General features: G+C 65.1%; 17 protein-coding genes and 2 tRNA genes. 14 read left to right on the top strand and 5 right to left on the bottom strand.

Annotated features, from left to right (window positions below):
* The first annotated feature begins 22 nt into the window (after nucleotides 1-22).
* The 4 genes from Q0Q02_RS02490 (at nucleotide 23) to Q0Q02_RS02475 (ending at nucleotide 5,366) form a co-directional block, all read left to right on the top strand.
* Complete coding sequence (locus tag Q0Q02_RS02490; RefSeq protein ID WP_293806576.1) at nucleotides 23-646, top strand: ATP-dependent Clp protease proteolytic subunit; 624 nt, start codon at nucleotides 23-25, stop codon at nucleotides 644-646.
* Nucleotides 647-912: 266 nt separating this feature from the next.
* Nucleotides 913-2,184, top strand: coding sequence for an ATP-dependent Clp protease ATP-binding subunit ClpX (clpX, locus tag Q0Q02_RS02485; protein ID WP_293806574.1), 1,272 nt, complete (start codon nucleotides 913-915; stop codon nucleotides 2,182-2,184).
* 347 nt (nucleotides 2,185-2,531) lie between these two features.
* On the top strand, nucleotides 2,532-4,958 hold the full coding sequence (lon, locus tag Q0Q02_RS02480) for an endopeptidase La (RefSeq protein WP_293806572.1): 2,427 nt from the start codon (nucleotides 2,532-2,534) through the stop codon (nucleotides 4,956-4,958).
* 165 nt (nucleotides 4,959-5,123) lie between these two features.
* On the top strand, nucleotides 5,124-5,366 hold the full coding sequence (locus Q0Q02_RS02475; RefSeq protein WP_293806570.1) for a hypothetical protein: 243 nt from the start codon (nucleotides 5,124-5,126) through the stop codon (nucleotides 5,364-5,366).
* Between the two features lie 83 nt (nucleotides 5,367-5,449).
* Here the strand turns inward: Q0Q02_RS02475 and Q0Q02_RS02470 are convergent.
* Nucleotides 5,450-5,525 (bottom strand) — tRNA-Val (locus Q0Q02_RS02470).
* Between the two features lie 130 nt (nucleotides 5,526-5,655).
* On the opposite strand from Q0Q02_RS02470, the gene Q0Q02_RS02465 reads away from it, so the two are divergent.
* The 4 genes from Q0Q02_RS02465 to Q0Q02_RS02450 all read left to right on the top strand — a co-directional run bounded on the left by Q0Q02_RS02465 (nucleotide 5,656) and on the right by Q0Q02_RS02450 (nucleotide 7,680).
* Entirely contained in the window at nucleotides 5,656-6,108 is a 453-nt protein-coding gene (locus Q0Q02_RS02465; RefSeq protein ID WP_293806568.1) for a hypothetical protein, read from the top strand.
* 116 nt (nucleotides 6,109-6,224) lie between these two features.
* A tRNA-Asp gene (locus Q0Q02_RS02460) sits at nucleotides 6,225-6,301 on the top strand.
* 307 nt (nucleotides 6,302-6,608) lie between these two features.
* Nucleotides 6,609-6,977: a hypothetical protein gene (locus tag Q0Q02_RS02455; protein ID WP_293806566.1), complete on the top strand. Its 369-nt coding sequence runs from the start codon at nucleotides 6,609-6,611 to the stop codon at nucleotides 6,975-6,977.
* A gap of 7 nt (nucleotides 6,978-6,984) precedes the next feature.
* A complete protein-coding gene (locus Q0Q02_RS02450; protein WP_293806564.1) occupies nucleotides 6,985-7,680 on the top strand; it encodes a hypothetical protein in 696 nt (231 codons plus the stop codon).
* 296 nt (nucleotides 7,681-7,976) lie between these two features.
* On the opposite strand, the gene Q0Q02_RS02445 is transcribed toward Q0Q02_RS02450, so the two are convergent.
* Both Q0Q02_RS02445 and Q0Q02_RS02440 read right to left on the bottom strand, forming a co-directional pair.
* The gene (locus tag Q0Q02_RS02445) at nucleotides 7,977-8,753 is read right to left on the bottom strand and encodes a transporter substrate-binding domain-containing protein (protein WP_293806562.1); all 777 of its coding nucleotides are present in this window, start codon (nucleotides 8,751-8,753) and stop codon (nucleotides 7,977-7,979) included.
* Nucleotides 8,750-9,826, bottom strand: coding sequence for an isocitrate/isopropylmalate dehydrogenase family protein (locus Q0Q02_RS02440; protein WP_293806560.1), 1,077 nt, complete (start codon nucleotides 9,824-9,826; stop codon nucleotides 8,750-8,752). Before Q0Q02_RS02440 ends, Q0Q02_RS02445 begins: the two co-directional genes overlap by 4 nt.
* A 140-nt stretch (nucleotides 9,827-9,966) precedes the next feature.
* On the opposite strand from Q0Q02_RS02440, the gene Q0Q02_RS02435 reads away from it, so the two are divergent.
* The 6 genes from Q0Q02_RS02435 (at nucleotide 9,967) to acnA (ending at nucleotide 18,334) form a co-directional block, all read left to right on the top strand.
* Nucleotides 9,967-10,881 carry a GntR family transcriptional regulator gene (locus Q0Q02_RS02435; RefSeq protein WP_293806558.1) on the top strand — a complete coding sequence of 305 codons (915 nt, stop codon included), beginning with the start codon at nucleotides 9,967-9,969 and terminating at the stop codon, nucleotides 10,879-10,881.
* A gap of 186 nt (nucleotides 10,882-11,067) precedes the next feature.
* Nucleotides 11,068-12,171 carry an ABC transporter substrate-binding protein gene (locus Q0Q02_RS02430; protein WP_293806556.1) on the top strand — a complete coding sequence of 368 codons (1,104 nt, stop codon included), beginning with the start codon at nucleotides 11,068-11,070 and terminating at the stop codon, nucleotides 12,169-12,171.
* A 25-nt stretch (nucleotides 12,172-12,196) separates the two neighbouring features.
* On the top strand, nucleotides 12,197-13,882 hold the full coding sequence (locus Q0Q02_RS02425; protein ID WP_293806554.1) for an iron ABC transporter permease: 1,686 nt from the start codon (nucleotides 12,197-12,199) through the stop codon (nucleotides 13,880-13,882).
* Nucleotides 13,875-14,942, top strand: a complete 1,068-nt coding sequence (locus tag Q0Q02_RS02420) for an ABC transporter ATP-binding protein (protein WP_293806552.1) — start codon at nucleotides 13,875-13,877, stop codon at nucleotides 14,940-14,942. The genes Q0Q02_RS02425 and Q0Q02_RS02420 overlap by 8 nt, the downstream gene beginning before the upstream one ends.
* 6 nt (nucleotides 14,943-14,948) lie before the next feature.
* Nucleotides 14,949-15,611 carry an aspartate/glutamate racemase family protein gene (locus tag Q0Q02_RS02415; protein WP_293806550.1) on the top strand — a complete coding sequence of 221 codons (663 nt, stop codon included), beginning with the start codon at nucleotides 14,949-14,951 and terminating at the stop codon, nucleotides 15,609-15,611.
* Between the two features lie 86 nt (nucleotides 15,612-15,697).
* Nucleotides 15,698-18,334, top strand: coding sequence for an aconitate hydratase AcnA (acnA, locus tag Q0Q02_RS02410; protein WP_293806548.1), 2,637 nt, complete (start codon nucleotides 15,698-15,700; stop codon nucleotides 18,332-18,334).
* A 116-nt stretch (nucleotides 18,335-18,450) separates the two neighbouring features.
* Here acnA and Q0Q02_RS02405 read toward each other — a convergent pair whose 3' ends face one another.
* Nucleotides 18,451-19,404, bottom strand: a complete 954-nt coding sequence (locus tag Q0Q02_RS02405; protein ID WP_293806546.1) for a catechol 2,3-dioxygenase — start codon at nucleotides 19,402-19,404, stop codon at nucleotides 18,451-18,453.
* A 169-nt stretch (nucleotides 19,405-19,573) separates the two neighbouring features.
* Entirely contained in the window at nucleotides 19,574-20,683 is a 1,110-nt protein-coding gene (locus Q0Q02_RS02400) for a 5-methyltetrahydropteroyltriglutamate--homocysteine S-methyltransferase (protein WP_293806544.1), read from the bottom strand.
* Between the last annotated feature and the right edge of the window lie 8 nt (nucleotides 20,684-20,691).

Here is a 20,691-nt window from a genome sequence, read left to right as displayed (position 1 = left end):
GCTCCACCTCAAGGACAGATCCATGCTTCGCGATCCGCTCGAGACCTACAACAATCTCGTCCCGATGGTGGTCGAGCAGTCGAGCCGCGGCGAGCGCGCCTTCGACATCTATTCGCGCCTGCTGCGCGAGCGCATCATCTTCCTGACCGGCCCGGTCGAGGACTTCTCGGCCTCGCTGATCGTGGCGCAGCTCCTGTTCCTCGAAGCCGAGAACCCCAAGAAGGAAATCTCCTTCTACATCAACTCGCCCGGCGGCGTGGTGACCTCCGGCCTCTCGATCTACGACACCATGCAGCTGATCCGCTGCCCGGTGACGACGGTCTGCATCGGCCAGGCCGCCTCGATGGGCTCGCTCCTGCTGACGGCCGGCGCCAAGGACATGCGCTTCGCCCTGCCGAACGCCCGCATCATGGTTCACCAGCCGTCCGGCGGGTTCCAGGGCCAGGTCACCGACATCCTGATCCATGCCAAGGAGGTCGAGAGCCTGAAGAAGCGGCTGAACGAGATCTACGTGAAGCACACCGGGCGCTCCTACGAGGACATCCACGCTGCGCTGGAGCGCGACAATTTCATGACCGCCGATCAGGCCAAGGAGTTCGGCCTGATCGACAAGGTCATGGAGCGCCGGCCGGAGGCCGAAGCCTGATCGGGCGCTCGCGATCCTGTGGGTTGGCCCTGCTCATCCGAGCCCCCATATTGAACGAAGGACGGCCCCGTGTTTGCATGGGGTCGGGGGTGAGCGGACGAGCGCTCCATTCTGATCCGGCTTAGGCCGGCCCTGCGTATCCGAATGTACCGGAACGGGCCGTTAACCTAATCATCGTGATCTGAGCGCTTAAGTATGACGGAGAGACGACGGCTGCACCCGCCACGGGCGATGCGGCTCCCGGCTCCCGAACTGGAGATGGACGGATGGCTAACAAGCCCGGCGGCGACTCGAAGAGCACGCTTTACTGCTCTTTCTGCGGCAAGAGCCAACATGAGGTTCGCAAGCTCATCGCGGGCCCGACCGTGTTCATCTGCGATGAATGCGTCGAGCTCTGCATGGACATCATCCGCGAGGAATCGAAATCCGCGCTGGTGAAGTCGAAGGACGGCGTGCCGACTCCCAAGGAGATCCGCAAGGTCCTCGACGACTACGTCATCGGCCAGGAGCACGCCAAGAAGGTGCTCTCGGTGGCGGTGCACAATCACTACAAGCGCCTCTCGCACGCGACGAAGCAGAACGACGTCGAGCTCGCGAAGTCGAACATCCTGCTGATCGGGCCGACCGGCTCGGGCAAGACGCTGCTGGCGCAGACGCTCGCCCGCATCCTCGACGTGCCCTTCACCATGGCCGACGCGACGACGCTGACCGAGGCCGGCTATGTCGGCGAGGATGTCGAGAACATCATCCTCAAGCTGCTCCAGGCCTCCGACTACAATGTCGAGCGGGCGCAGCGCGGCATCGTCTATATCGACGAGATCGACAAGATCAGCCGCAAGTCGGACAACCCCTCGATCACCCGCGACGTCTCGGGCGAGGGCGTCCAGCAGGCGCTGCTCAAGATCATGGAAGGCACCGTCGCCTCCGTGCCGCCGCAGGGCGGGCGCAAGCATCCGCAGCAGGAATTCCTGCAGGTCGATACGACGAACATCCTCTTCATCTGCGGCGGCGCCTTCGCCGGTCTCGACAAGATCATCTCGAGCCGCGGCAAGGGCACCTCGATCGGCTTCGGCGCCAAGGTCGAGGCCCCGGATGATCGCCGCATCGGCCAGATCTTCCGTCAGGTCGAGCCCGAGGATCTCCTGAAGTTCGGCCTGATCCCCGAATTCGTCGGCCGCCTGCCGGTCCTGGCGACGCTGGAGGATCTCGACGAGCCGGCGCTGAAGACCATCCTGACCGAGCCGAAGAACGCGCTGGTCAAGCAGTATCAGCGCCTGTTCGAGATGGAGGACACCCAGCTTACCTTCACCGACGAGGCTGTCAGCCTGATCGCCCGCAAGGCGATCGAGCGGAAGACCGGCGCGCGCGGCCTGCGTTCGATCATGGAGGGCATCCTGCTCGAGACCATGTACGAACTGCCCGGCCTGGAAGGCGTCGAGCAGATCGTGATCGGCCCCGAGGCGGTGGAGAACAAGGCCCGCCCGCTCTTCATCTATGCGGAGCGCGAGGACGAAACGAAGACCGCCTCGGCTTCCTGATTTCTCTCGCATTGCGACAACAGGACGCGCGCCCTTGGCGCGCGTTTTGCGTTTCAGATGGCACAGGGCTGGCAGCGGTTTCGCATCGCCACAACCCTGCGCGAGATTGACCCGTCTCAGGTCCTGGTGCCCGTTCTTCGCCTGCTGCAGGACAGCGGTGCATGAGCCGGATACCTCGCTTGAAAGCCGGCGAGGAAGTCTCCACTTTAGGTGCACTTGCGAGAGTCGCATGCCTGATGAGGGTGCGATGCGCGAGGGCGGAGAGGCGAATGGTCGCCTCGGCCGCATACGTCCGATCGCTCCGCCCATCTCGGGGGTCCGCCGGGCGCAACTGCAAAGGAACTGCCATGACTGGCTCGACGCCCCGCGCTCCTTTCGTCACAGGCGAGACCGGCACCTACCCGGTTCTGCCTTTGCGCGACATCGTCGTTTTCCCCCATATGATCGTCCCGCTCTTCGTTGGCCGCGAGAAGTCCATCCGCGCGCTCGAGGAAGTCGTGAAGACGGACGGGCTCATCCTGCTGGCAACCCAGAAGAACGCCGGCGACGACGACCCGCAGCCCAACGAGATCTACGAGATCGGCACGCTCGCCCGCGTGCTGCAGCTCCTGAAGCTGCCCGACTCCACCGTGAAGGTGCTGGTCGAGGGCGTCGGCCGCGCCAAGGCATCGTCCTATTCGGCGAGCGAGTCCTTCTACGAGGCCGAGGCCACGGGCCTTGCCGAGGAAGAGGGCAAGAAGGTTGAGGTCGAGGCGCTCGCCCGTTCGGTCGTCAGCGAGTTCGAGAGCTATGTGAAGCTCAACAAGAAGATCTCGGGCGAGATCGTCGCCGCTGTCACGCAGATCGACGAGCCGGCCAAGCTGGCCGACACCGTCGCCTCGCATCTGGCGGTCAAGATCGCCGATCGTCAGGGCGTGCTCGAGATCACCAACGTCGCCCATCGCCTGGAAAAGGTGCTCTCGCTGATGGAGAGCGAGATGTCCGTGCTCCAGGTCGAGAAGCGCATCCGCTCGCGCGTCAAGCGCCAGATGGAGAAGACCCAGCGCGAGTACTATCTCAACGAGCAGATGAAGGCGATCCAGAAGGAGCTGGGCGACGGCGAGGAAGGCCGTGACGAGCTGGCCGAGCTGGAAGAGCGCATCGCGCAGACCAAGCTGACCAAGGAAGCCCGTGACAAGGCGACCGCGGAGATGAAGAAGCTGCGTCAGATGTCGCCGATGTCCGCGGAAGCGACCGTCGTGCGTAACTATCTCGACTGGATGCTCGGCATACCCTGGAACAAGCGCTCGAAGATCAAGAAGGACCTCAACGCCGCCCAGATGGTGCTCGACGACGATCATTTCGGGCTGGACAAGGTCAAGGATCGCATCGTCGAGTATCTCGCCGTGCAGCAGCGGGCCAACAAGCTCGCCGGTCCGATCCTGTGCCTCGTCGGCCCTCCGGGCGTCGGCAAGACCTCGCTCGGCAAGTCGATCGCCAAGGCGACCGGCCGCGAGTTCGTCCGCATGTCGCTCGGCGGCGTGCGTGACGAGGCCGAGATCCGCGGTCACCGCCGCACCTATATCGGCTCGATGCCGGGCAAGATCATCCAGTCGATGAAGAAGGCCAAGACCTCGAACCCGCTCATCCTGCTCGACGAGATCGACAAGATGGGCCAGGACTTCCGCGGCGATCCCTCGGCGGCCCTGCTCGAGGTGCTCGACCCCGAGCAGAACGCCACCTTCAACGACCATTACCTCGAGGTCGATTACGACCTGTCGAACGTGATGTTCGTGACGACGGCGAACACGCTGAACATCCCGCCGGCCCTTCTGGACCGCATGGAGGTGATCCGCATCGCCGGCTACACGGAGGAAGAGAAGACCGAAATCTCGCGCAAGCACCTGATCCCGAACGCGATCAAGAAGCACGGGCTCAACGGCAAGGAGTGGTCGATCACCGACGAGGCCCTGCAGACCCTGGTCCGGCGCTATACGCGCGAGGCCGGCGTCCGCAATCTCGAGCGCGAGCTCTCCAACACGGTCCGCAAGGGCGTGAAGGACATCGTGCTCGGCCGGAAGGCCAAGGTCGTCGTCAACGAGCCGCTGCTGGAAGAGTATCTCGGCCCGCCGCGCTATCGCTACGGCATGGCGGAGACGGAGGATCAGATCGGTGTCGTCACCGGCCTGGCCTGGACCGAGGTCGGCGGCGAATTGCTGACGATCGAGGGCGTCATGATGCCCGGCAAGGGCCGCATGACCGTCACCGGCAATCTGCGCGACGTGATGAAGGAATCGATCTCGGCGGCGGCGTCCTATGTCCGCTCGCGGGCTGTCGATTTCGGCATCGAGCCGCCGCTCTTCGACCGGCGTGACATCCACGTCCACCTTCCGGAAGGGGCGACCCCGAAGGACGGTCCGTCGGCCGGCATCGCGATGGCGACCACCATCGTCTCGATCCTGACCGGCATCCCGACCAATCGCGACGTCGCCATGACCGGTGAGGTCACGCTGCGGGGCAGGGTGCTGCCGATCGGTGGCTTGAAGGAGAAGCTCCTGGCGGCGCTTCGCGGCGGCATCAAGAAGGTGCTGATCCCCGAGGAGAACGCCAAGGACCTGATCGACCTGCCGAAGTCCGTTCGTGACGGGCTGGAGATCGTCCCGGTCTCGCGCATGGAGCAGGTGCTCCAGCACGCGCTGACCCGCCAGCCGGTTCCGATCGTCTGGGAAGAGGATCTCAAGGCCCCGCTGCCCAAGGGCGGGGATGAGGACGCAGCGGGCGTCGTCGCCCACTGATCTCCGGTCTCGGAAGAACGAACCGCCGGCGCGCAAGCGCCGGCGGTTTTCGTTGGGGCGCCTGGAGTAGGTGCAAGCTCACGGGAGCAGGCATATTTCTGCTCCTCCAGGCATCGCGGAACGCTCTGGCCGGTGAGCGCGGCAGGGCTTGCCCGAGCCACCGCGATGCCGGGTTCCAGAAGGCAGTCCGGTCAGGGAGCCATGAAGCCGAGATACCGCCTGAAGCATAAGCCGAAGCTGGACCGTTGGGCGGCATTCGACGCCCTGCCTGCCGCCGTGCGCCAAGCGCTGGCGCAGGCCGACTATCCGCTGGATCCGCTCAAGCTGGCTGGCTCGACCGATACCGACGACGCGATCCGCCGGATTGCGCGCCTCGATGCCGCGGCCAAACGGCGGGCGGATCGCTAGGCATGGGCAAATTCGGGCCGCATGCGCCCATCGCGAGCTGCGATTCGCCGCATATCGTGAGGCATTATCGATGTCTTGGATCATGGTGGGCGGTGACGGGCTCGAACCGCCGACCCTCTCGGTGTAAACGAGATGCTCTACCAACTGAGCTAACCGCCCTCGCGGTCGCGTTTAAGGCCTTGGCTGCTCCATCGCAAGCGTTGTCGGGTTGTTGTCCCGTAAACGCGGACCAGCGGCCGAATTCCGCCATCTTCATCGTCACCCTGCCGGGCTCCCGGAGGTGTCCCGCTTGATCGTTCCTCGTCCTTTCCTGCACTGCGCGGCAGCCGTCGCTTCCTTGGGATTCGTCCTCGACATGGGACGAGCCTCGGCGCAGACGCTCCTGCCCGATTCCTTCTTTGTCGATCGCCCGGCCTTCTCGCAGCCGGAACAAGCCGGCAAGCCGGCGAGCTGCGAATCCATTGCGGCCCAGCTTCCCGATACGCTTCCCGCCGATTCGCGAGTCGACATGGCGATTGCGGGCACGGTGAGTCTCGTTCGGACGGACGGGGCACTCTGGTATGTCGCGGTCTGTGCCGATCCGGGCGTCCGGGTTCTTTGCGTGACCTATGGCGCCGGGGACCTGAAACCGGGCGACAAAGCGGTCCTGCGCGGCGGATATAATCGCCAGGACAGGCGTCATGTCCTGCTTGATCCTTGCCTGGCGTCGCCATGGAGCGGAGGCGACGGAGCCGAGCGATAGGCGAGGGCGAGGATATTTTTCCCCAGATGCGATTTTGCCGGCATCACTCGCTTGACACTTTCGGCCGAGGGCAATACTCACCACGTCGCTGACGGCGAATGCCTCAGCCGCCCAGCGCGGGCGTAGCTCAGTTGGTTAGAGTGCCGGCCTGTCACGCCGGAGGTCGCGGGTTCGAGCCCCGTCGCCCGCGCCATGTATCTCTCTGAAGATACTCACCTTTATTATCCTTTTACATCCCATGCTGTCGCAGTTCGGAAGTGCCGACCCGGCTGTTTCGGAACGATGCCGCTTTCGTTCGCGGCCCGAGTGCGTCGACTCTCCTCCGCGCCTCCGGGGCCTTCGCCATTGTGGCGATCTGGGCGCCGGGGGCGTCGAAGCGATGCGCAAACCGTTCGCCGGGTTCAACGATGCCGGCGTGATTCTGCCGCCGCTGCCCGGCAACTTCCCGGACTATGCTGCAGCAGTCGTCAGGAGCGACGAGAGCGGCCCGGGGGCAGGCAATGACACGCTGGGGGCATGCCGTCTCACCGGCCTTCGCACTGGAGGGCCGCAAGAGCGACCCAGGCGTCACGAACGCGTGGAGCCCGCACTGGCGCTGCTGGCTGGCAGCGAGCCTCGATGCCTCGCCCCTCTTTGGCAGCTTCAGCGAGTTCGGCAGGCCGGCAGGCGGCGATATCTGGTCGTCTCCGGGGAGGCAGGCCATCCACCCGAAGGCCATGCCGGTGATCCTGACGATGCCGGAAGAGCGCGAGGTCTGGATGACTGCGCCATGGGAGGAGGCGACGGGCCTGCGGCGGCCGTTGCCGGACGGCTCGCTCGATATCGTCGCGCATGATGTGAAGAAGGATGAGGAGCCTATCGCGGGCTAGCTTAAACTTGCAGGACGAAAACAATTGGGTGACGGTAACGCTTGGTCAGGCGCGGGGGGCGGAGATCATGCGTTGGCAATTCAGCGGGGCAGCAATTTGCTTTGTTCTGGGTGGCTGCGGGTTCTACCTTCCAAGCGATGTTGCTCGTCCCGGTGATATAACTCTGGAAACTGCCATGAAAGACACAGGCAAAAGCCTGGTCGCCATGCGGGATGAACTGAGAAGCGGTCAATTTAGGACTGGACTGATCGCGGATGAAGTAACCGTCACGTTCAATATCAGTGCGAACGCCTCGATGGGTAATACTCTGACGTTGGAGGCTGGGCAGCCGCAAAAGGCCGGCGCATTCTTGCTTACGGGTCTAAAGGACGAATTCAAGATTGAAAACACGAGCGCCCGCGGCAACCAAATCGTCGTAAAGCTGAAGAATATTTATACGATCACCCCCAATGCCATTGCGCTATCCGAGTGGGGCATCCGACAAGGGAAGGCATCTGCCAAGCCGGGTGCCGCGGGACAAGCCAAAAGTGACAAGCCCGAAGTCGGAAAGGAAGGGCAGAGCCCGGCTGAAAACAAAAGTCCCCCGGCCGCCGCTGGGACGAACGTCGCGCCAAACAAGGCGGACAAAGTTTCGGATGACTGCGCACCACCACCGCGCCGGCGCTCGGTTGATACGATGCTTCGGCCTGCTGAAAAATGTTGAGTGATTTTCGCTCTACCTGCTCCGCAACCTACTGCCAGGCCCCTGTCATCCACCCACACCCCAGCGCGAGCACCAGAGCAATAAAGCGCCGCTGCAAGCTGGATGCTGGGGCAGCCGGTCATTTGGTATCCCGAGAAGCTGCGCCGTTGCGAGACTGGCGCTGCTGCCACCCTTGGGCGGCGTGAACGCGGTATCGTTCGCGCCGATAAGGTCGTCCGCGATGACGCCAATCAGCATGTTCCTGCCTGTCTGAGGCAGGGGAGGTCGGGCAGGCCCAGCCCCCTGCCGAGCGAATGTCAGGGAGTTGCTTCCGCGACCGAGAGCCCGACCACCCCATGCCTGGCGATCAAACGACCGACGAGGCCCGTCCGGATGGCGGCGGAAACGAAGCTGCGCAGGTAATCGATCGCGATGCCGGACGCCTTGGGCGTGCCGAGCGCCTGCTGGACCGCCATGAAGCGGCCGGGGAGCATCCGCGAGCCCGGCAATGTCTTCTCGTCCTCGATCAGCTTCGGCCTCAAGCCTGCGAGCGCGTCCAGTTTCTGGTCGACGAAGTGCCGGTAGGCTCCGTCGAAACCCTCGCCGGTCACGAGTTCGGCTGCCTGGATGTTCCGTTCCAGCCAAAGGCCGTAGGCCGTGCGGCCGGCGACCGCGATGCGTCGCCCCTTCTGGTCGACCTCCACCACCGATTGCAGGGTCGAGCTTGCCGGCACCAGATAGGTCGCCTCGATCTCGGTATAGGCCGGGGTGAAGTCGATCACGGCGGCGCGCTGCGGCTCGGCGCCGATGAGGGCGATATCCCATTCGTCGCGCTCCGCCGCATCCGCGACCGGGCCGGGCGATTCATAGGGAACATAGGTCAGCGGCAGGCCGAGGCATGCGGCAAGGATCGCCGCCATGTCCGGGGAGACGCCGGCCGGGCCGCCATCGGCCGTGCGGCTGGAGACCAGCAGGAAATTCGACAGGTTGATGCCTGCCCGCAGCACGCCATGGCGCGAGAGCGCCTGGCGGACCGCCTTGGGCGGCGCCCCGATAATGGCAGCGATCTGCCGGGCCTCCGCGCTCATCGTCATGCCGTGCGCAGGGTCTCGGCGACGAGCGCGCCGAAGCGCTTGGTGCCGGTCTTGCCGCCGAGATCGGGCGTGCGCGAGGCGGGGTCGGTCAGCACGGTGTCGATAGCCTTGTCGATCGCATGGAAAGCCTGCTCGAAGGCGGGCAGCTTCCGCTTTTCGCCGAGCCACTGCAACAGCATGCCGCAGGACAGGATCATCGAGACCGGGTTGGCCTTGTCCTGGTTCTGGATATCCGGGGCCGAGCCGTGCTGCGCCTGGGCGCAGCAATGCGTGTCGCTCGCCATCATCGAGCCGGCGAGGCCGAGGCTGCCGGACAGTTCGCTGGCGAGATCCGAGATGATGTCGCCGTAAAAATTGGTCGCGCAGATGACGTCGAAGCGCTCGGGATTGCGAACGAGATGGGCGGTCGAGGCGTCGATCAGGAGGTCATCGAGCTGAACGTCGGGGAATTCGGTGGCGACCTTGCGGACTTCGCGCAGGAACAGGCCGTCGGTCTGGTGGAAGCTGTTGACCTTGTGGACGGCGGTCACCTTCTTCCGGCGCTTGGCGGCGAGCTCGAAAGCGCGCCGGGCGATGCGGTTCGAACAATGCGCCGTGATCTTGCGCAGCGAGATCGCCATGTCGGGAGAGGGCATCAGTTCGGCCCAGCCGAGATGCATGTTGCGGTCAGGGTAGAAGCCCTCGGTGGCCTCGCGCATGATGACGAGATCCATGCTCCTGCCGGGCTTCATGTTGGACCCGATGAAGGGCCGCGTGCGGGCAGGGCGGACATTGGCATAGAGATCGAGGCCGATGCGGAAGCCGGCAGAGACGTTGCGCCCACCCTTCTCCGGCGCCGGATAATCGGCATGGGACTGGGTACCCAAGATGACCCCGTCGAACTCATTGCGGGCACGGTCGAGCACGCTTTCGCGCAGGGTCGTGCCGTATTGCTCGAGGCTCTTGAAGCCGACATCGTCGTAGTCGAAGCCGAGGCCGAGGCCGAAGCGATCGCTCGCGACTTCCAGCACCGCCATCGAGGCAGAGACGATTTCGGGGCCAATGCCGTCGCAGGGCAGGACGAGAATTTTCATATTGGCTTTCCTCTGGCGCCGTGCAATTTTTCAATTGGCTATTAAATTGTATAAAACCAATTAAGGGTCAAGGTAGCCTTGCGCGATTTGCCATCGGAGCCGTGACCTGCGATCACTCGCATGTACCAACGGCGCCAGACATGCCCCATAGCCCTCTCGCTCTTCGCATCGCCAACGACATCATCGCACGCATCGGTATGGGCGAGTTCGGTACGGGCTCCCATCTGGCGACGGAGGCCCTTGCCAAGCGCTTCGAGGTTTCGCGCTCACCCGTCCGTGAGGCGCTGGCCATCCTCTGCGACCAGGGCGTCATCGAGAACCGCCGAAACCGCGGCTTCTTCGTGTTGCCAAGCTCAGGGCGAAAGGCGGGAGAGGCGGGAGTGGAGCCCGTCGGTGCGCGCGAAAGCGATCCCTATTACGAGTTGGCCGAAGACTGGCTCAAGGATCGAATCGGCGCCGACCAGACCGAGCAGGCGATCCGGGATCGCTACAATCTGACGCGCTCGCAAGCTCAGGATCTCCTGTTGCGGGCCTCCCGCGAGGGCTGGGCCGAGCCGAAGCCGGGCTATGGCTGGAAACTGCGTCAGGTTGCCAAGACGGCCGAGGCTTTCGAGGAAATCTACCGTTTCCGTGCGGTGATCGAGCCCGCCGCCTTGCTGGAGCCGAGCTTTCGATTCGATCGCACGATCGCAGCCGCGCTGCGCCGGACGCAGGAGCGCCTGGCCTCGGGCGAACTCGATGAGCTCGCGCCAGCGGCGATGACGGCGGCCGGCGCGGAGTTCCACGAGGGCATCATCAGGATGTCCGGCAATCCGATGTTCTTCTACGCGCTGGAGCGCGCCAACCAGTTGCGGCGGCTGGCGGAGTATCGGCTGAAGGTGAACCCGCAACGCATTGCCGTGCAGAGTTCCGAGCATCTCCAGATTCTCGATCTGCTGGCCAAGGGCGACAATCTGGAGGCGGCCCATCTGATGCGTCGTCATCTCAGCGGGGCACTGGCCTCCAAATCGCCGGTCGTGCATCCCCGGGCCGACGACGCAGGGCGCGCCGCTTAGGCGCTGCTGCCATTTGGGTGCAGGGTCTCGATCCCCTTGTCATTCCGGGGTTTCGCTCACGCCAAGCCCCGTGAGGCGTGTTTCAGGTGCGGAAGGCTGCATCCAAGCAGTAATGGTTTTATATATTGATAAAACCAATTTGTGGCATTAGGATCCCTTGCAACGATAAGCAGTGGGAGGATGGACATGATCGATCGGCGGCATTTCATGTTGGCCTCGGCCGCGAGCGTCGGGGCCCTCGCGGGTGGCTTGTCGGCCAGGGCGCAGGAGCTGCCCACCAGCTACCCGGCCGACTACAAGGCCATCGTCGAGAAGGCACGGGCCGAAGGGGTGGTCTCGATCTACACCTCGACCGACGACGTACAGGGGCGTCCGGTTGTCGAGGCGTTCCAGAAGGCCTTCCCCGGCATCCGCGTCGATTACAATGACCTTGGCACCAACGGCGCCTATAACCGCATCATCTCGGAGGCTGCGGCCAAGCAGGTCGGTTCCGACGTGGTCTGGACCTCGGCGATGGACCTGCAGATGGTCCTCGCCCAGAAGGGGCTCGCGGAAGCCTACAAGTCGCCGGAAGCGGGCCATTTGCCAGGCTGGGGCAACTTCAACGACATGCTCTACGGCACCACGGTCGAGCCGGTCGGCATCCTCTACAACAAGGCCCAGCTCGCTTCGTTCAAGCTCCCGAAAACCAGGGCTGAGCTTCTGGCCTTCATGCGCGACAACAAGGATGCCCTGAAGGGCAAGCTCGCAACCTTCGATCCCGAGAAGAGCGGCACGGGCTTCCTGTTCTTCAGCAATGACGCCAAGACCATGCCGGACACGTTCGAGCTGGTCCGTGCGTTCGGCGCGACCGAGGGCAAGACCTATGGCAGCTCTGGCGCGATGCGCGAGAAGATCGTCTCGGGCGAGCACTGGCTCGCCTTCAACATCATCGCGTCCTACGCCATCGAGTGGGCGGCGAAGAATCCGGCGCTCGGCTACATTCTGACCTCGGACCACACCGCGGCCTTTTCGCGCGTCGCCAACATTTCCAAGGGCGCGCCGCATCCGAACGCGGCCCGCGTCTTCCTCGACTTCCTGCTCGCCCATTCGGGGCAGTCGGCGCTGGCCTCCGTCGGTGCGCCGTCGATCCGCACCGATGTGACAACCGGGCTCAACCTGACCAGGTTGACCGAGATGGCCAACGGCAATCTCAAGCCGATTCCGGTCTCGACCGCGCTGCTGGAGCCGACCGAGCCGAAGAACCGCGCCGATTTCTTCCGCCGCTGGAAGGAGGCACTGCGCGGCTGAGCCGCGCAGTGCCCCGCCGCACACGATGTCGCTCGCAGCCCAGGCCCCGCGTTTCAGAGCCACGGTCATCCTGACCCTGTTCGTGATGGTCGCGGCGCCCGCCGCGCTCATCATCTACCAGAGCTTCCTGAGTGCTCCGTTCTTTGACGAAAGCGCTCGGATCAGCCTCGAAGCCTATGAATTCATCCTGACGGACCCGGAATTCTACCGGGCCCTGTGGACGACGACGCTCTATGCCGTCGGCATGGTCGTGGTGGCCGTGCCGCTCGGCGGGCTGCTCGCCTTCCTGATCACGCGCACCGATCTCAAGGGGCGCGGCTGGCTGGAGCCGCTGGTGCTGGTGCCGATGTTCCTGTCCTCGATCGTGCTGGCTTTCGGCTACACCGTCGCGGTCGGGCCGTCCGGCTTCGTCACGATCGCGTTCCGGAGCGTCTTCGGCGCAGCCCCGTGGAGCATCTACACGCTGCCCGGCATCATCCTGATCGGCGGCCTGAGCCATGTGCCGACGGTCTATCTCTACGTCGCCTCGGCGATGCGCCGCTTGCCGAGCGATCTCGAGGAGGCGGCCCGGGCGGCAGGCGCCAGCATCTGGCGCGTCTCGCTCGACGTGACGCTGCCGATGGTGTTGCCGGCGCTGGTCTTCAGCGCGGCGCTGAACCTGCTGCTCGGCTTCGAGACCTTCGGCATCCCGCTCGTGCTGGGGGACCCGAACGGCATCCTCGTGCTCACGACCTATATCTACAAGGTCAATACGATCTTCGGCGCGCCGACCTATCAGGTCATGGCGGCGGTGACGGTCTTCCTCATCCTGATCACCCTGCCGCTGGTCTTCATCCAGCGCCGGCTGCTGCGCCATGCCCGCCGCTTCGCCGCCGTCGGAGGGAAGGGCGCCCGCACCAACCTCCTGAAGCTCGGCGGCACGGGGCAAGTCATCGCGCTCTCGATCATCGGGCTCTGGCTGCTGGTCTCTGTGGTGCTGCCGGTCGGCGGCGTGATCCTGCGCGCCTTCGTCGAGAACTGGGGTGAGGGTGTCCGCCTCTCCGAGCAACTGACGCTCGCGAATTTCCAGCGCGTGCTCGAGTTGCCGAGCCTGTCGCGTGGCATCATCAACACGATCCTGCTGGCGGCTGTGGGCGGTGCGCTCGCCGTCGCGTTCTACCTGCTGGTCGGTCTCGCGGGACACCGCAACCACGGCAGGACGGGCACGTTGCTCGACTACTCCGTGCTGATCCCGCGCGCCTTGCCGGGGCTGATCGTCGGCCTCGCCTTCTTCTGGCTCTTCCTGTTCGTGCCCTTCCTCGTGCCGCTGCGGACGACCCTGTTCAGCCTGCTGATTGCGTACATCATCGTGGGCCTGTCCTATGGCCTGCGCATCATCCAGGCGACGCTGTTGCAGGTGGCGCCGGAGCTGGAGGAATCGGCGCGCACGGCCGGCGCCACGACCTTCCGCACCTGGCGCGACGTGGTGATCCCACTGGTCCGGCCGGGGCTGGCCGGCGCCTGGGCGATGATCATGATCGTGTTCCTGCGCGAATACGCCACCGGCGTCTATCTGATGAGCGCCGGCACCGAGGTGATCGGTTCGCTGATGGTGTCGCTGCTGACCTCTGGCGCGATGGATCAGATCGCCGCGCTCTCCTTCATCTCGATCCTGCTGACCGCGATCGGCCTGACGCTGGCCATGCGGCTGGGAGCCAAGATCCATGACTGACCTCGTCGTTGACAATGTCCAGAAATGGCTGGGCGGCCTGCAGATTCTCTCCGGCGCCAGCTTCACAGCGGAGAGGGGCCGGATCGTCGCGCTCCTTGGTGCATCGGGCAGCGGCAAGACCACGCTGCTGCGCTGCATCGCCGGGCTGGAGCAGCCTGAGATCGGCGTCATCAGGATCGGCGGGACGTCGGTTCTCGACGACAGGGCCAAGATCGCCCTGCCGCCGGAGCAGCGGCAGATCGGGCTCGTCTTCCAGTCCTACGCGCTCTGGCCGCACCGGACTGTCTTCGAGAACGTCGCCTACGGACTGAAGCTGCGGAAGGTCGGAGCAAGCGAGATCAAGGCGAAGGTCGAGGCCATCCTGGAGAAACTCGGCCTTGCGCATCTCGCGGCGCGTTATCCCGACCAACTCTCGGGCGGCCAGCAGCAGCGCGTCGCGATTTGCCGGGCGCTGGTCTACGAGCCCAAGGTCCTGCTGCTCGACGAGCCCTTGTCCAATCTCGACGCCAAGCTGCGCGAGGAGGCGCGGTTCTGGATCCGCAAGCTGATCCTCGATCTCAAGATCTGCGCCATCATGGTCACGCATGACCAGGCCGAGGCGCTGGCCATCGCCGATCAGGTCCTGTTGCTCAAGGGTGGCAGCATCGTGCAGTCCGGGACACCGCTCGACATCTACAGCCGGCCGGAGACCTTCTACGCCGCTGATTTCATGGGCACGAACAATGTGCTGAGCGGCCGGCTGGTCGGCGCGTCCGGCGGCGATTCTGCCATCGATTGCGCGGGCCTGTCGCTGCCGGGCGTTTGGAGGGACCGGGAAGCGCCGGCCGATCCGGAGGCCGTGCGCGCGGTGATCCGGATGGAGGCGATCTCGGTGTCGCCGGAGCCCTGCGCCGACAGCGCCCCATTCGATGTCGAGGGCTGCATCTATCTCGGCGAGAAATGGGAATACCGCTTGAAGCGGGGCGACTTGCGGCTGCGGGCGCAGGGCCATGAGCCGCTGAGCGCTACGGTCGCACATTGCCGGATTCCAGCCTCCGCCACCTGGCTCTACAATCCCTGAGGATCCATGTCTGACCGCATCCGGATTGCGCTCGTTCATGCGACTCCGATCGCCGTGGAGCCGATCGCCCGCTCGTTTCAGGAGATTTGGCCGGAAGCCGATCCGGTCGGCATCCTCGATGACGGATTGGCGCTGGACCGAGCGACGGCGGGCGCGCTGACCGATGATCTCGCGCGCCGCATCGTGGCGCTGGGGCAGTACGGCCTTTCGACCGGCGCCAAGGCGATCCTTTATACATGCTCGGCCTTCGGACCGGCGATCGAGGCGGCGGCGCGCCTGCTGCCCGTGCCGGTCCTCAAGCCGAACGAGGCGATGTTCGAGGAGGCGCTTAGGTCTGGCGACAATATCGGGATGATCGCGACCTTCGGCCCGGCTGTCGCGATGATGGAGCAGGAATTCGCCGAGCAGGCAGCGCGGATCAAGCCGAACGCCCGTCTGACCTCCTGGCTGGCTCTCGGCGCGATCGAGGCTCTCCGGGCCGGCGATGAGGCGGCGCATAACCGGCGCGTGGCCGAGGGGGTGGTGGCGCTCGGTGAGCGCGACGCGATCCTGCTGGCGCATTTCTCGACATCGCGCGCAGGCAAGGCCTGCCGGGCATCGACTACACGGCCGGTGCTTTCGTCGCCGGATGCCGCAGTCAGGAAGTTGCGGCGCCTGCTCGGAGCCTGACCATCATCGCTTAGTCGAGCGCCCGGCCGCGATAGAGAACCGGGCCGTTATCCCAAATAAGGCGGGCGTCAGGCCCGGTTGAGATTGTGACGCTGAACAAGAAGGCCGAGTGGACAGGTTTCGAGGCGGCGGGCGAGCGGTTCCACCGCCTCGACGTGGCGTCGCTGCTCGGAGCGGATTTCGGGCGACTGCCGCATGTGCTGCGAATCCTGTTCGAGAATGCGATGCGCTCGGCGCCGGCGGACGAGACGGCGCATCTGCCGCAGGCCTTTCGCGATTGGCTCGACGAGGGCTCCAGCCATGTCGAGATCCCATTCCTGCCAAACCGGATCATGATGCATGACACGACCTGCGGACCGGCTTTGGTCGATATCGCGGCGATGCGCGACGTGCTGGCCGAGAACGGCCGCGACCCCGACCTGCTGACGCCGCGCATTCCCGTCGACGTCTCGACGGATCACTCCTCGGGCGTCGATGTCTTCGGCCGGCCGGATGCCTTCCAGCGCAATCTGGAGAAGGAATTCGCGCGCAATGCCGAGCGTTACCGCCTGATGAAATGGGCAGCCTCGGCCATGCCGGGAATCCGGGTGCATCCGCCGGGGTCGGGCATCATGCATACGATCAACCTGGAGCGGCTGTCGCGGGTCGTTGTCAGCGATATCCATGAGGGAGAGCGCTGGGCGTTCCCTGACGTGCTGTTGGGAACCGATAGTCATACGCCGACCGTCAACGGGCTCGGCGTGCTCGGCTGGGGCGTCGGCGGGCTGGAGGCGGAAGGCGCGCTGTTCGGCGTGCCCGTCGTCCTGCGGATTCCCGATGTGATTGGCGTGAGGCTCACCGGCGGGTTGCGCGAGGGCGTGCTGGCAACCGATCTCGCGCTGGAAGTGACCCGTGCGCTGCGTGCTCTCGGCGTCACCGGCGATTTCGTCGAATTCTTCGGCCCCGGCGTGCAGACGCTGTCGGTTGGCGAGCGCGCGGCGATCGCCAATATGGCACCGGAATACGGGGCTTCGACCGGATATTTCCCGATCGACGACAGGGCATTGGCCTATCTCGCGCGGATCGGCCGACCGCCGGAGGACTGCGCGCTGGTCGAGGCCTATGCCAGGGCGAGCGGACTCTGGTTCGATCCCGACGCCGAGCCGCGTTTCACGCGAAGGATCACCGTCGATCTCGACCCGATCGAGGCCAGCGTCGCCGGGCCGCGCCGCCCGCAGGACCGGCTACCCGCCGGCAGCACGCGCTCGGCCTTCACGCCGGCGCTTGCCGCCGCAAGCGAAGGCGTCGTTCCGGACGGCGCCGTCGTGATCGCTGCGATCACGAGCTGCACCAACACATCCGATGCCAGCATGCTCGCCGCCGCCGGTATCCTGGCGCGCAAGGCCCGCGCTCGTGGCTTGCATCCGCCGGACTACGTCAAGACCTCGCTGGCGCCGGGATCGCCGACGGCCGAGCGCTTCCTGCGCCGCGCCGGCCTGTTCGGCGATCTGGAAGGCCTGGGCTTCGGCATCGTCGGCTATGGCTGCACGACCTGCATCGGCAATTCCGGCGCTCTGCTCGATGTCGTCCGCAACGAGCTCGGCCGGGAGGGCTTCCGGCCCGTCGCCGTTCTCTCAGGCAACCGCAATTTTCCGGGCCGGGTTCATCCCGATCTCGAAAACGGCTTCCTGGCCTCGCCGCCGCTGGTCATCGCCTTCGCGCTCGCCGGTACGGTCGATATCGACATCACGCGCGAGCCGCTCGGCTTCGACACGGATGGCCGGCCGGTGATGCTCGACGAGATCTGGCCGACGGGCGCCGAGATTGACGAGGCCATGGCGACCGGCTGGGACGTGGCCGATGTCGATGCGGCCTATCAGGAGGCTGCGACCCGCCCGCTCTGGGGCGAGCTGGCAGCACCGGATGGCCCGCGCTTCCCGTGGGACCCGGCCTCGACCTATCTGCGCAAGCCGCCTTTCGTCAGGCCGCAGGGACTGCCTCCCGCGGAGGGCTACGCCCGGCCGCTGATCGTGCTGGGCGACGATGTCACCACGGATCATATCTCGCCGGCCAACCAGATCCGCCCGGAGAGTGCAGCCGGCCGGCACATCATTGCGCAAGGCGGCGACCCGGCCGATCTCAACGTCTTCGCCTCGCGGCGCGGCAATTTCGAGGTGATGATCCGGGGTGCCTTCACCAACCGGATGGCGGTCAACCGCCTGCTGCCGGCGGATGCGCCGGCCGGCTTCACGCGGCATGAGCCTTCAGGCGAGATCGTATCCCTGACCGAGGCGGCCAGGCGTTATGCCCGCGAGAAGACGCCGCTCGTGCTTGTGGCGGGCGAGCGCTACGGGATGGGCTCGTCGCGGGACTGGGCGGCCAAGGCCGTCGCGCTCCTGGGCGTCCGTGCCGTGATCGCGGCGAGTATTGAGCGCATCCACCGCACGAACCTGATCGGCATGGGCATCCTGCCGCTGCTTCTCCCGGCGGGAGCCCGGCCGGACACCTTGGATATCCACTCGACCGACCTTTTCGAAATCGATCTCGGCCCTGATCGCCTGGCGCCGCGCTGCGAGGTTCGGCTGACGATCCGCAAATCTCACGGCGGACCGCTTCATCTGGTGCTGCGTGCGGCGATCGAGACCTCGCTGGAAATTAGCCTGCTGAAATCGGGCGGCTTGATCCCGCATGTGCTCGAGGGCCTTCTCCGGCATCCCGAGTCCGCTGTGCCCAGAGTCTCATGACGGTGGCGGCAGTCGCTTCCGAGGCGGGGCGGCGTCCATCTCCAGGGGCGGCCTGAGGCGACGAAACCCGTCCGGCCTTGGAGGAGGCAACAGCTCTGATCGAACCCGCAAACGCGCTATGCCACCGGCGGCGTGCCATGCGTGTGGAAGCTCTCGATCGTCTTGAGCCCCCAGGCCTGCCCCTTCTTTCGCTCGGTCTCGGTCCAGGTCACCGTCTGCCAGTCCGGATCGAGGATCAGTCGCGCGCCGGCATTGGCGATCTCGACGCGGTTCCCGGCAGGCTCGTAGACATAGAGGAAGAAGGTCTGCTGCACGGCGTGCTTGTGCGGCCCGGTCTCGATGAAGACGCCGTTCTCCAGGAAGAGGTCGGCCGCCTCCAGGATGTGCTCGCGCTGGTCGACCGCATAGGTGACGTGGTGGAAGCGTCCTTCGGCCTTGGTGTGGTCGCGGGTATAGGCGATGTCGTAGCTCTTGTTGTTGACGGTGAACCAGCAGCCGCCGACCTCGCCTGAATCCAGCACGATCTGCTCGGTGACGCGGCTGCCCAGCGCCTTCGGCATGAAATCGCGGATCACCGCGACATCCTGCGCCAGCAGGTTGACATGGTCGATCCGGCGAACCGCGCAGCCGCGGCCATGGTTGCGTTGCGCCTGGTTCTTCAGCGCCGGCCGCTCGCCCTCGGGCGCGACATATTTGCTGGTGTCGAAATAGATCTCGAAGACATGGCCGTCCGGGTCGCGGAAGCGATAGGCCCGGCCGTGGCCGAGGTCGCCCTCGCTCCAGCCGATGCCAGCGCCCATCGCCTCGATCGCGGCGACGCGGCGCAGGAGCGCTGCCTCGCTCGTGGCGCGATAGCCGATATGGCCGACGCCCGTGGTGTTCGACGCGGTCAGCTTCAGCGTGTGGAACTCGTAATCGTCCCAGGCGCGCAGATAGACGGAATCGCCCTCACGCCCGCTCTCCGTCAGCCCGAAGATATTGACGAAGAAATCGAGGCTGGCCTCGGGCTTGTTGGTGAAGAGTTCGACATGACCGAGATGGGCGATGTCGAAACAGGGCTCGGCGCTCATGTCTGATGTCCTTTAGAGCGAGCAAGTTTTTGCCGGAACCATCGGGTCATCCCGGGCTTGACCCGGGATCCATGCCGGAGCGCTTCCGATTGAGGTTCAGGCATGGATCCCGGATCTCCGCTTCGCTGCGTCCGGGATGACGCGTGTTTCTCTGGAAACGCGGTGTGCTTCATCCCCAGACTTCCTTCGCGACTTCGAGGATGCGCGAGAGCTTGGCCCATTGCTCGTGCTCGGCCAGCACATTGCCTTCCTCGGTCGAGGCGAAGCCGCATTGCGGCGACAGGCAGAGCTGCTCCAGGGGCGCGAACTTCGCGGCTTCCTCGATCCGGCGCTTGAGATTGTTCTTGCTTTCGATCTCCCCGAACTTGGAGGTGACGAGGCCGAGCACGACCTGCTTGTCGCCCTTGGGCAGGAAGCGCAGCGGCTCGAAGCCGCCGGAGCGGTCATCGTCCCATTCCATGAAATAGCCGTCGACATCGATCTGGTTGAAGACCATGTCGGCCACCGGCTCGTAGCCGCCGGATGCGATGAAGGTCGATTTGAAGTTGCCGCGACAGGTATGGGTGGTGATCTGCATATCGGCCGGCTTGGCCTTCAGCGCGGCGTTGAGCACGTCGCGATAGATGAAGATCAGCTTGTCCGGATCGTCGCCGCGCTCGCTGAGCATCTTCCTCTGCTCGGGATCGCAGAAATAGGACAGGCTGGTGTCGTCGAGCTGCAGGTAGCGGCAGCCGGCGTCGTAAAAGGCCTTGATCGCCTTGGCGTAGGCCTTGCCGAGATCGTCGTAATAGTCCTCCACCCTGAGATAGGCGCTCGGATCGATCGCCTTCCGCCCGCCGCGATAATGCAGCATGGACGGGCTCGGGATGGTCATCTTCGGCACGCGGCTCGTCACTGAGGCCAGAAACTTGAAATGGGCCAGATGCGGATGGTCCGCCGGGAAGTCGAGCTTGCCGGTCACGCGGATGCCGTGGCCCTTGGTGGCGACGCCCTTGAACTGGATGCCCGCGTCGGTCTCGTAAGTGGTGACGCCGGTCAGGCCATCGAGAAAGTCGAAATGCCAGAAGGCGCGGCGATACTCGCCGTCCGTCACCGCCTGCAGGCCGATCTCCTCCTGCTTGCGGACGAGCTTCCTGATCTCCTCATCTTCGATCGTGGTCAGCTCGGCCTGCGTCATCTCGCCGGCTGCGACTTTGGCGCGGGCTTCCTTGACCGGCGCGCTGCGCAGCAGGCTTCCGACCATATCGCCCCGGAACGGCGGCTTTGTCCTCTGGCTCATGACGTATC

Source organism: uncultured Allobosea sp., assembly GCF_945956895.1.
GTDB lineage: Bacteria > Pseudomonadota > Alphaproteobacteria > Rhizobiales > Beijerinckiaceae > Allobosea.
The sequence above is the reverse complement of the archived record's forward strand: the minus strand, read 5'-3'. Positions and strand labels throughout refer to the sequence as shown.

What these genes read in the sequence shown, in the direction of transcription:
- Q0Q02_RS02440 (WP_293806560.1), bottom strand. Translation starts at nt 9,826, where the DNA reads ATGAAAATTCTCGTCCTGCCCTGCGACGGCATTGGCCCCGAAATCGTC.
- Q0Q02_RS02420 (WP_293806552.1), top strand. Translation starts at nt 13,875, where the DNA reads ATGACTGACCTCGTCGTTGACAATGTCCAGAAATGGCTGGGCGGCCTG.
- Q0Q02_RS02425 (WP_293806554.1), top strand. Translation starts at nt 12,197, where the DNA reads ATGTCGCTCGCAGCCCAGGCCCCGCGTTTCAGAGCCACGGTCATCCTG.
- Q0Q02_RS02400 (WP_293806544.1), bottom strand. Translation starts at nt 20,683, where the DNA reads ATGAGCCAGAGGACAAAGCCGCCGTTCCGGGGCGATATGGTCGGAAGC.
- Q0Q02_RS02405 (WP_293806546.1), bottom strand. Translation starts at nt 19,404, where the DNA reads ATGAGCGCCGAGCCCTGTTTCGACATCGCCCATCTCGGTCATGTCGAA.
- lon (WP_293806572.1), top strand. Translation starts at nt 2,532, where the DNA reads ATGACTGGCTCGACGCCCCGCGCTCCTTTCGTCACAGGCGAGACCGGC.
- Q0Q02_RS02475 (WP_293806570.1), top strand. Translation starts at nt 5,124, where the DNA reads ATGCCGGGTTCCAGAAGGCAGTCCGGTCAGGGAGCCATGAAGCCGAGA.
- Q0Q02_RS02430 (WP_293806556.1), top strand. Translation starts at nt 11,068, where the DNA reads ATGATCGATCGGCGGCATTTCATGTTGGCCTCGGCCGCGAGCGTCGGG.
- Q0Q02_RS02445 (WP_293806562.1), bottom strand. Translation starts at nt 8,753, where the DNA reads ATGACGATGAGCGCGGAGGCCCGGCAGATCGCTGCCATTATCGGGGCG.
- clpX (WP_293806574.1), top strand. Translation starts at nt 913, where the DNA reads ATGGCTAACAAGCCCGGCGGCGACTCGAAGAGCACGCTTTACTGCTCT.
- Q0Q02_RS02490 (WP_293806576.1), top strand. Translation starts at nt 23, where the DNA reads ATGCTTCGCGATCCGCTCGAGACCTACAACAATCTCGTCCCGATGGTG.
- Q0Q02_RS02415 (WP_293806550.1), top strand. Translation starts at nt 14,949, where the DNA reads ATGTCTGACCGCATCCGGATTGCGCTCGTTCATGCGACTCCGATCGCC.
- Q0Q02_RS02455 (WP_293806566.1), top strand. Translation starts at nt 6,609, where the DNA reads ATGACACGCTGGGGGCATGCCGTCTCACCGGCCTTCGCACTGGAGGGC.
- Q0Q02_RS02435 (WP_293806558.1), top strand. Translation starts at nt 9,967, where the DNA reads ATGCCCCATAGCCCTCTCGCTCTTCGCATCGCCAACGACATCATCGCA.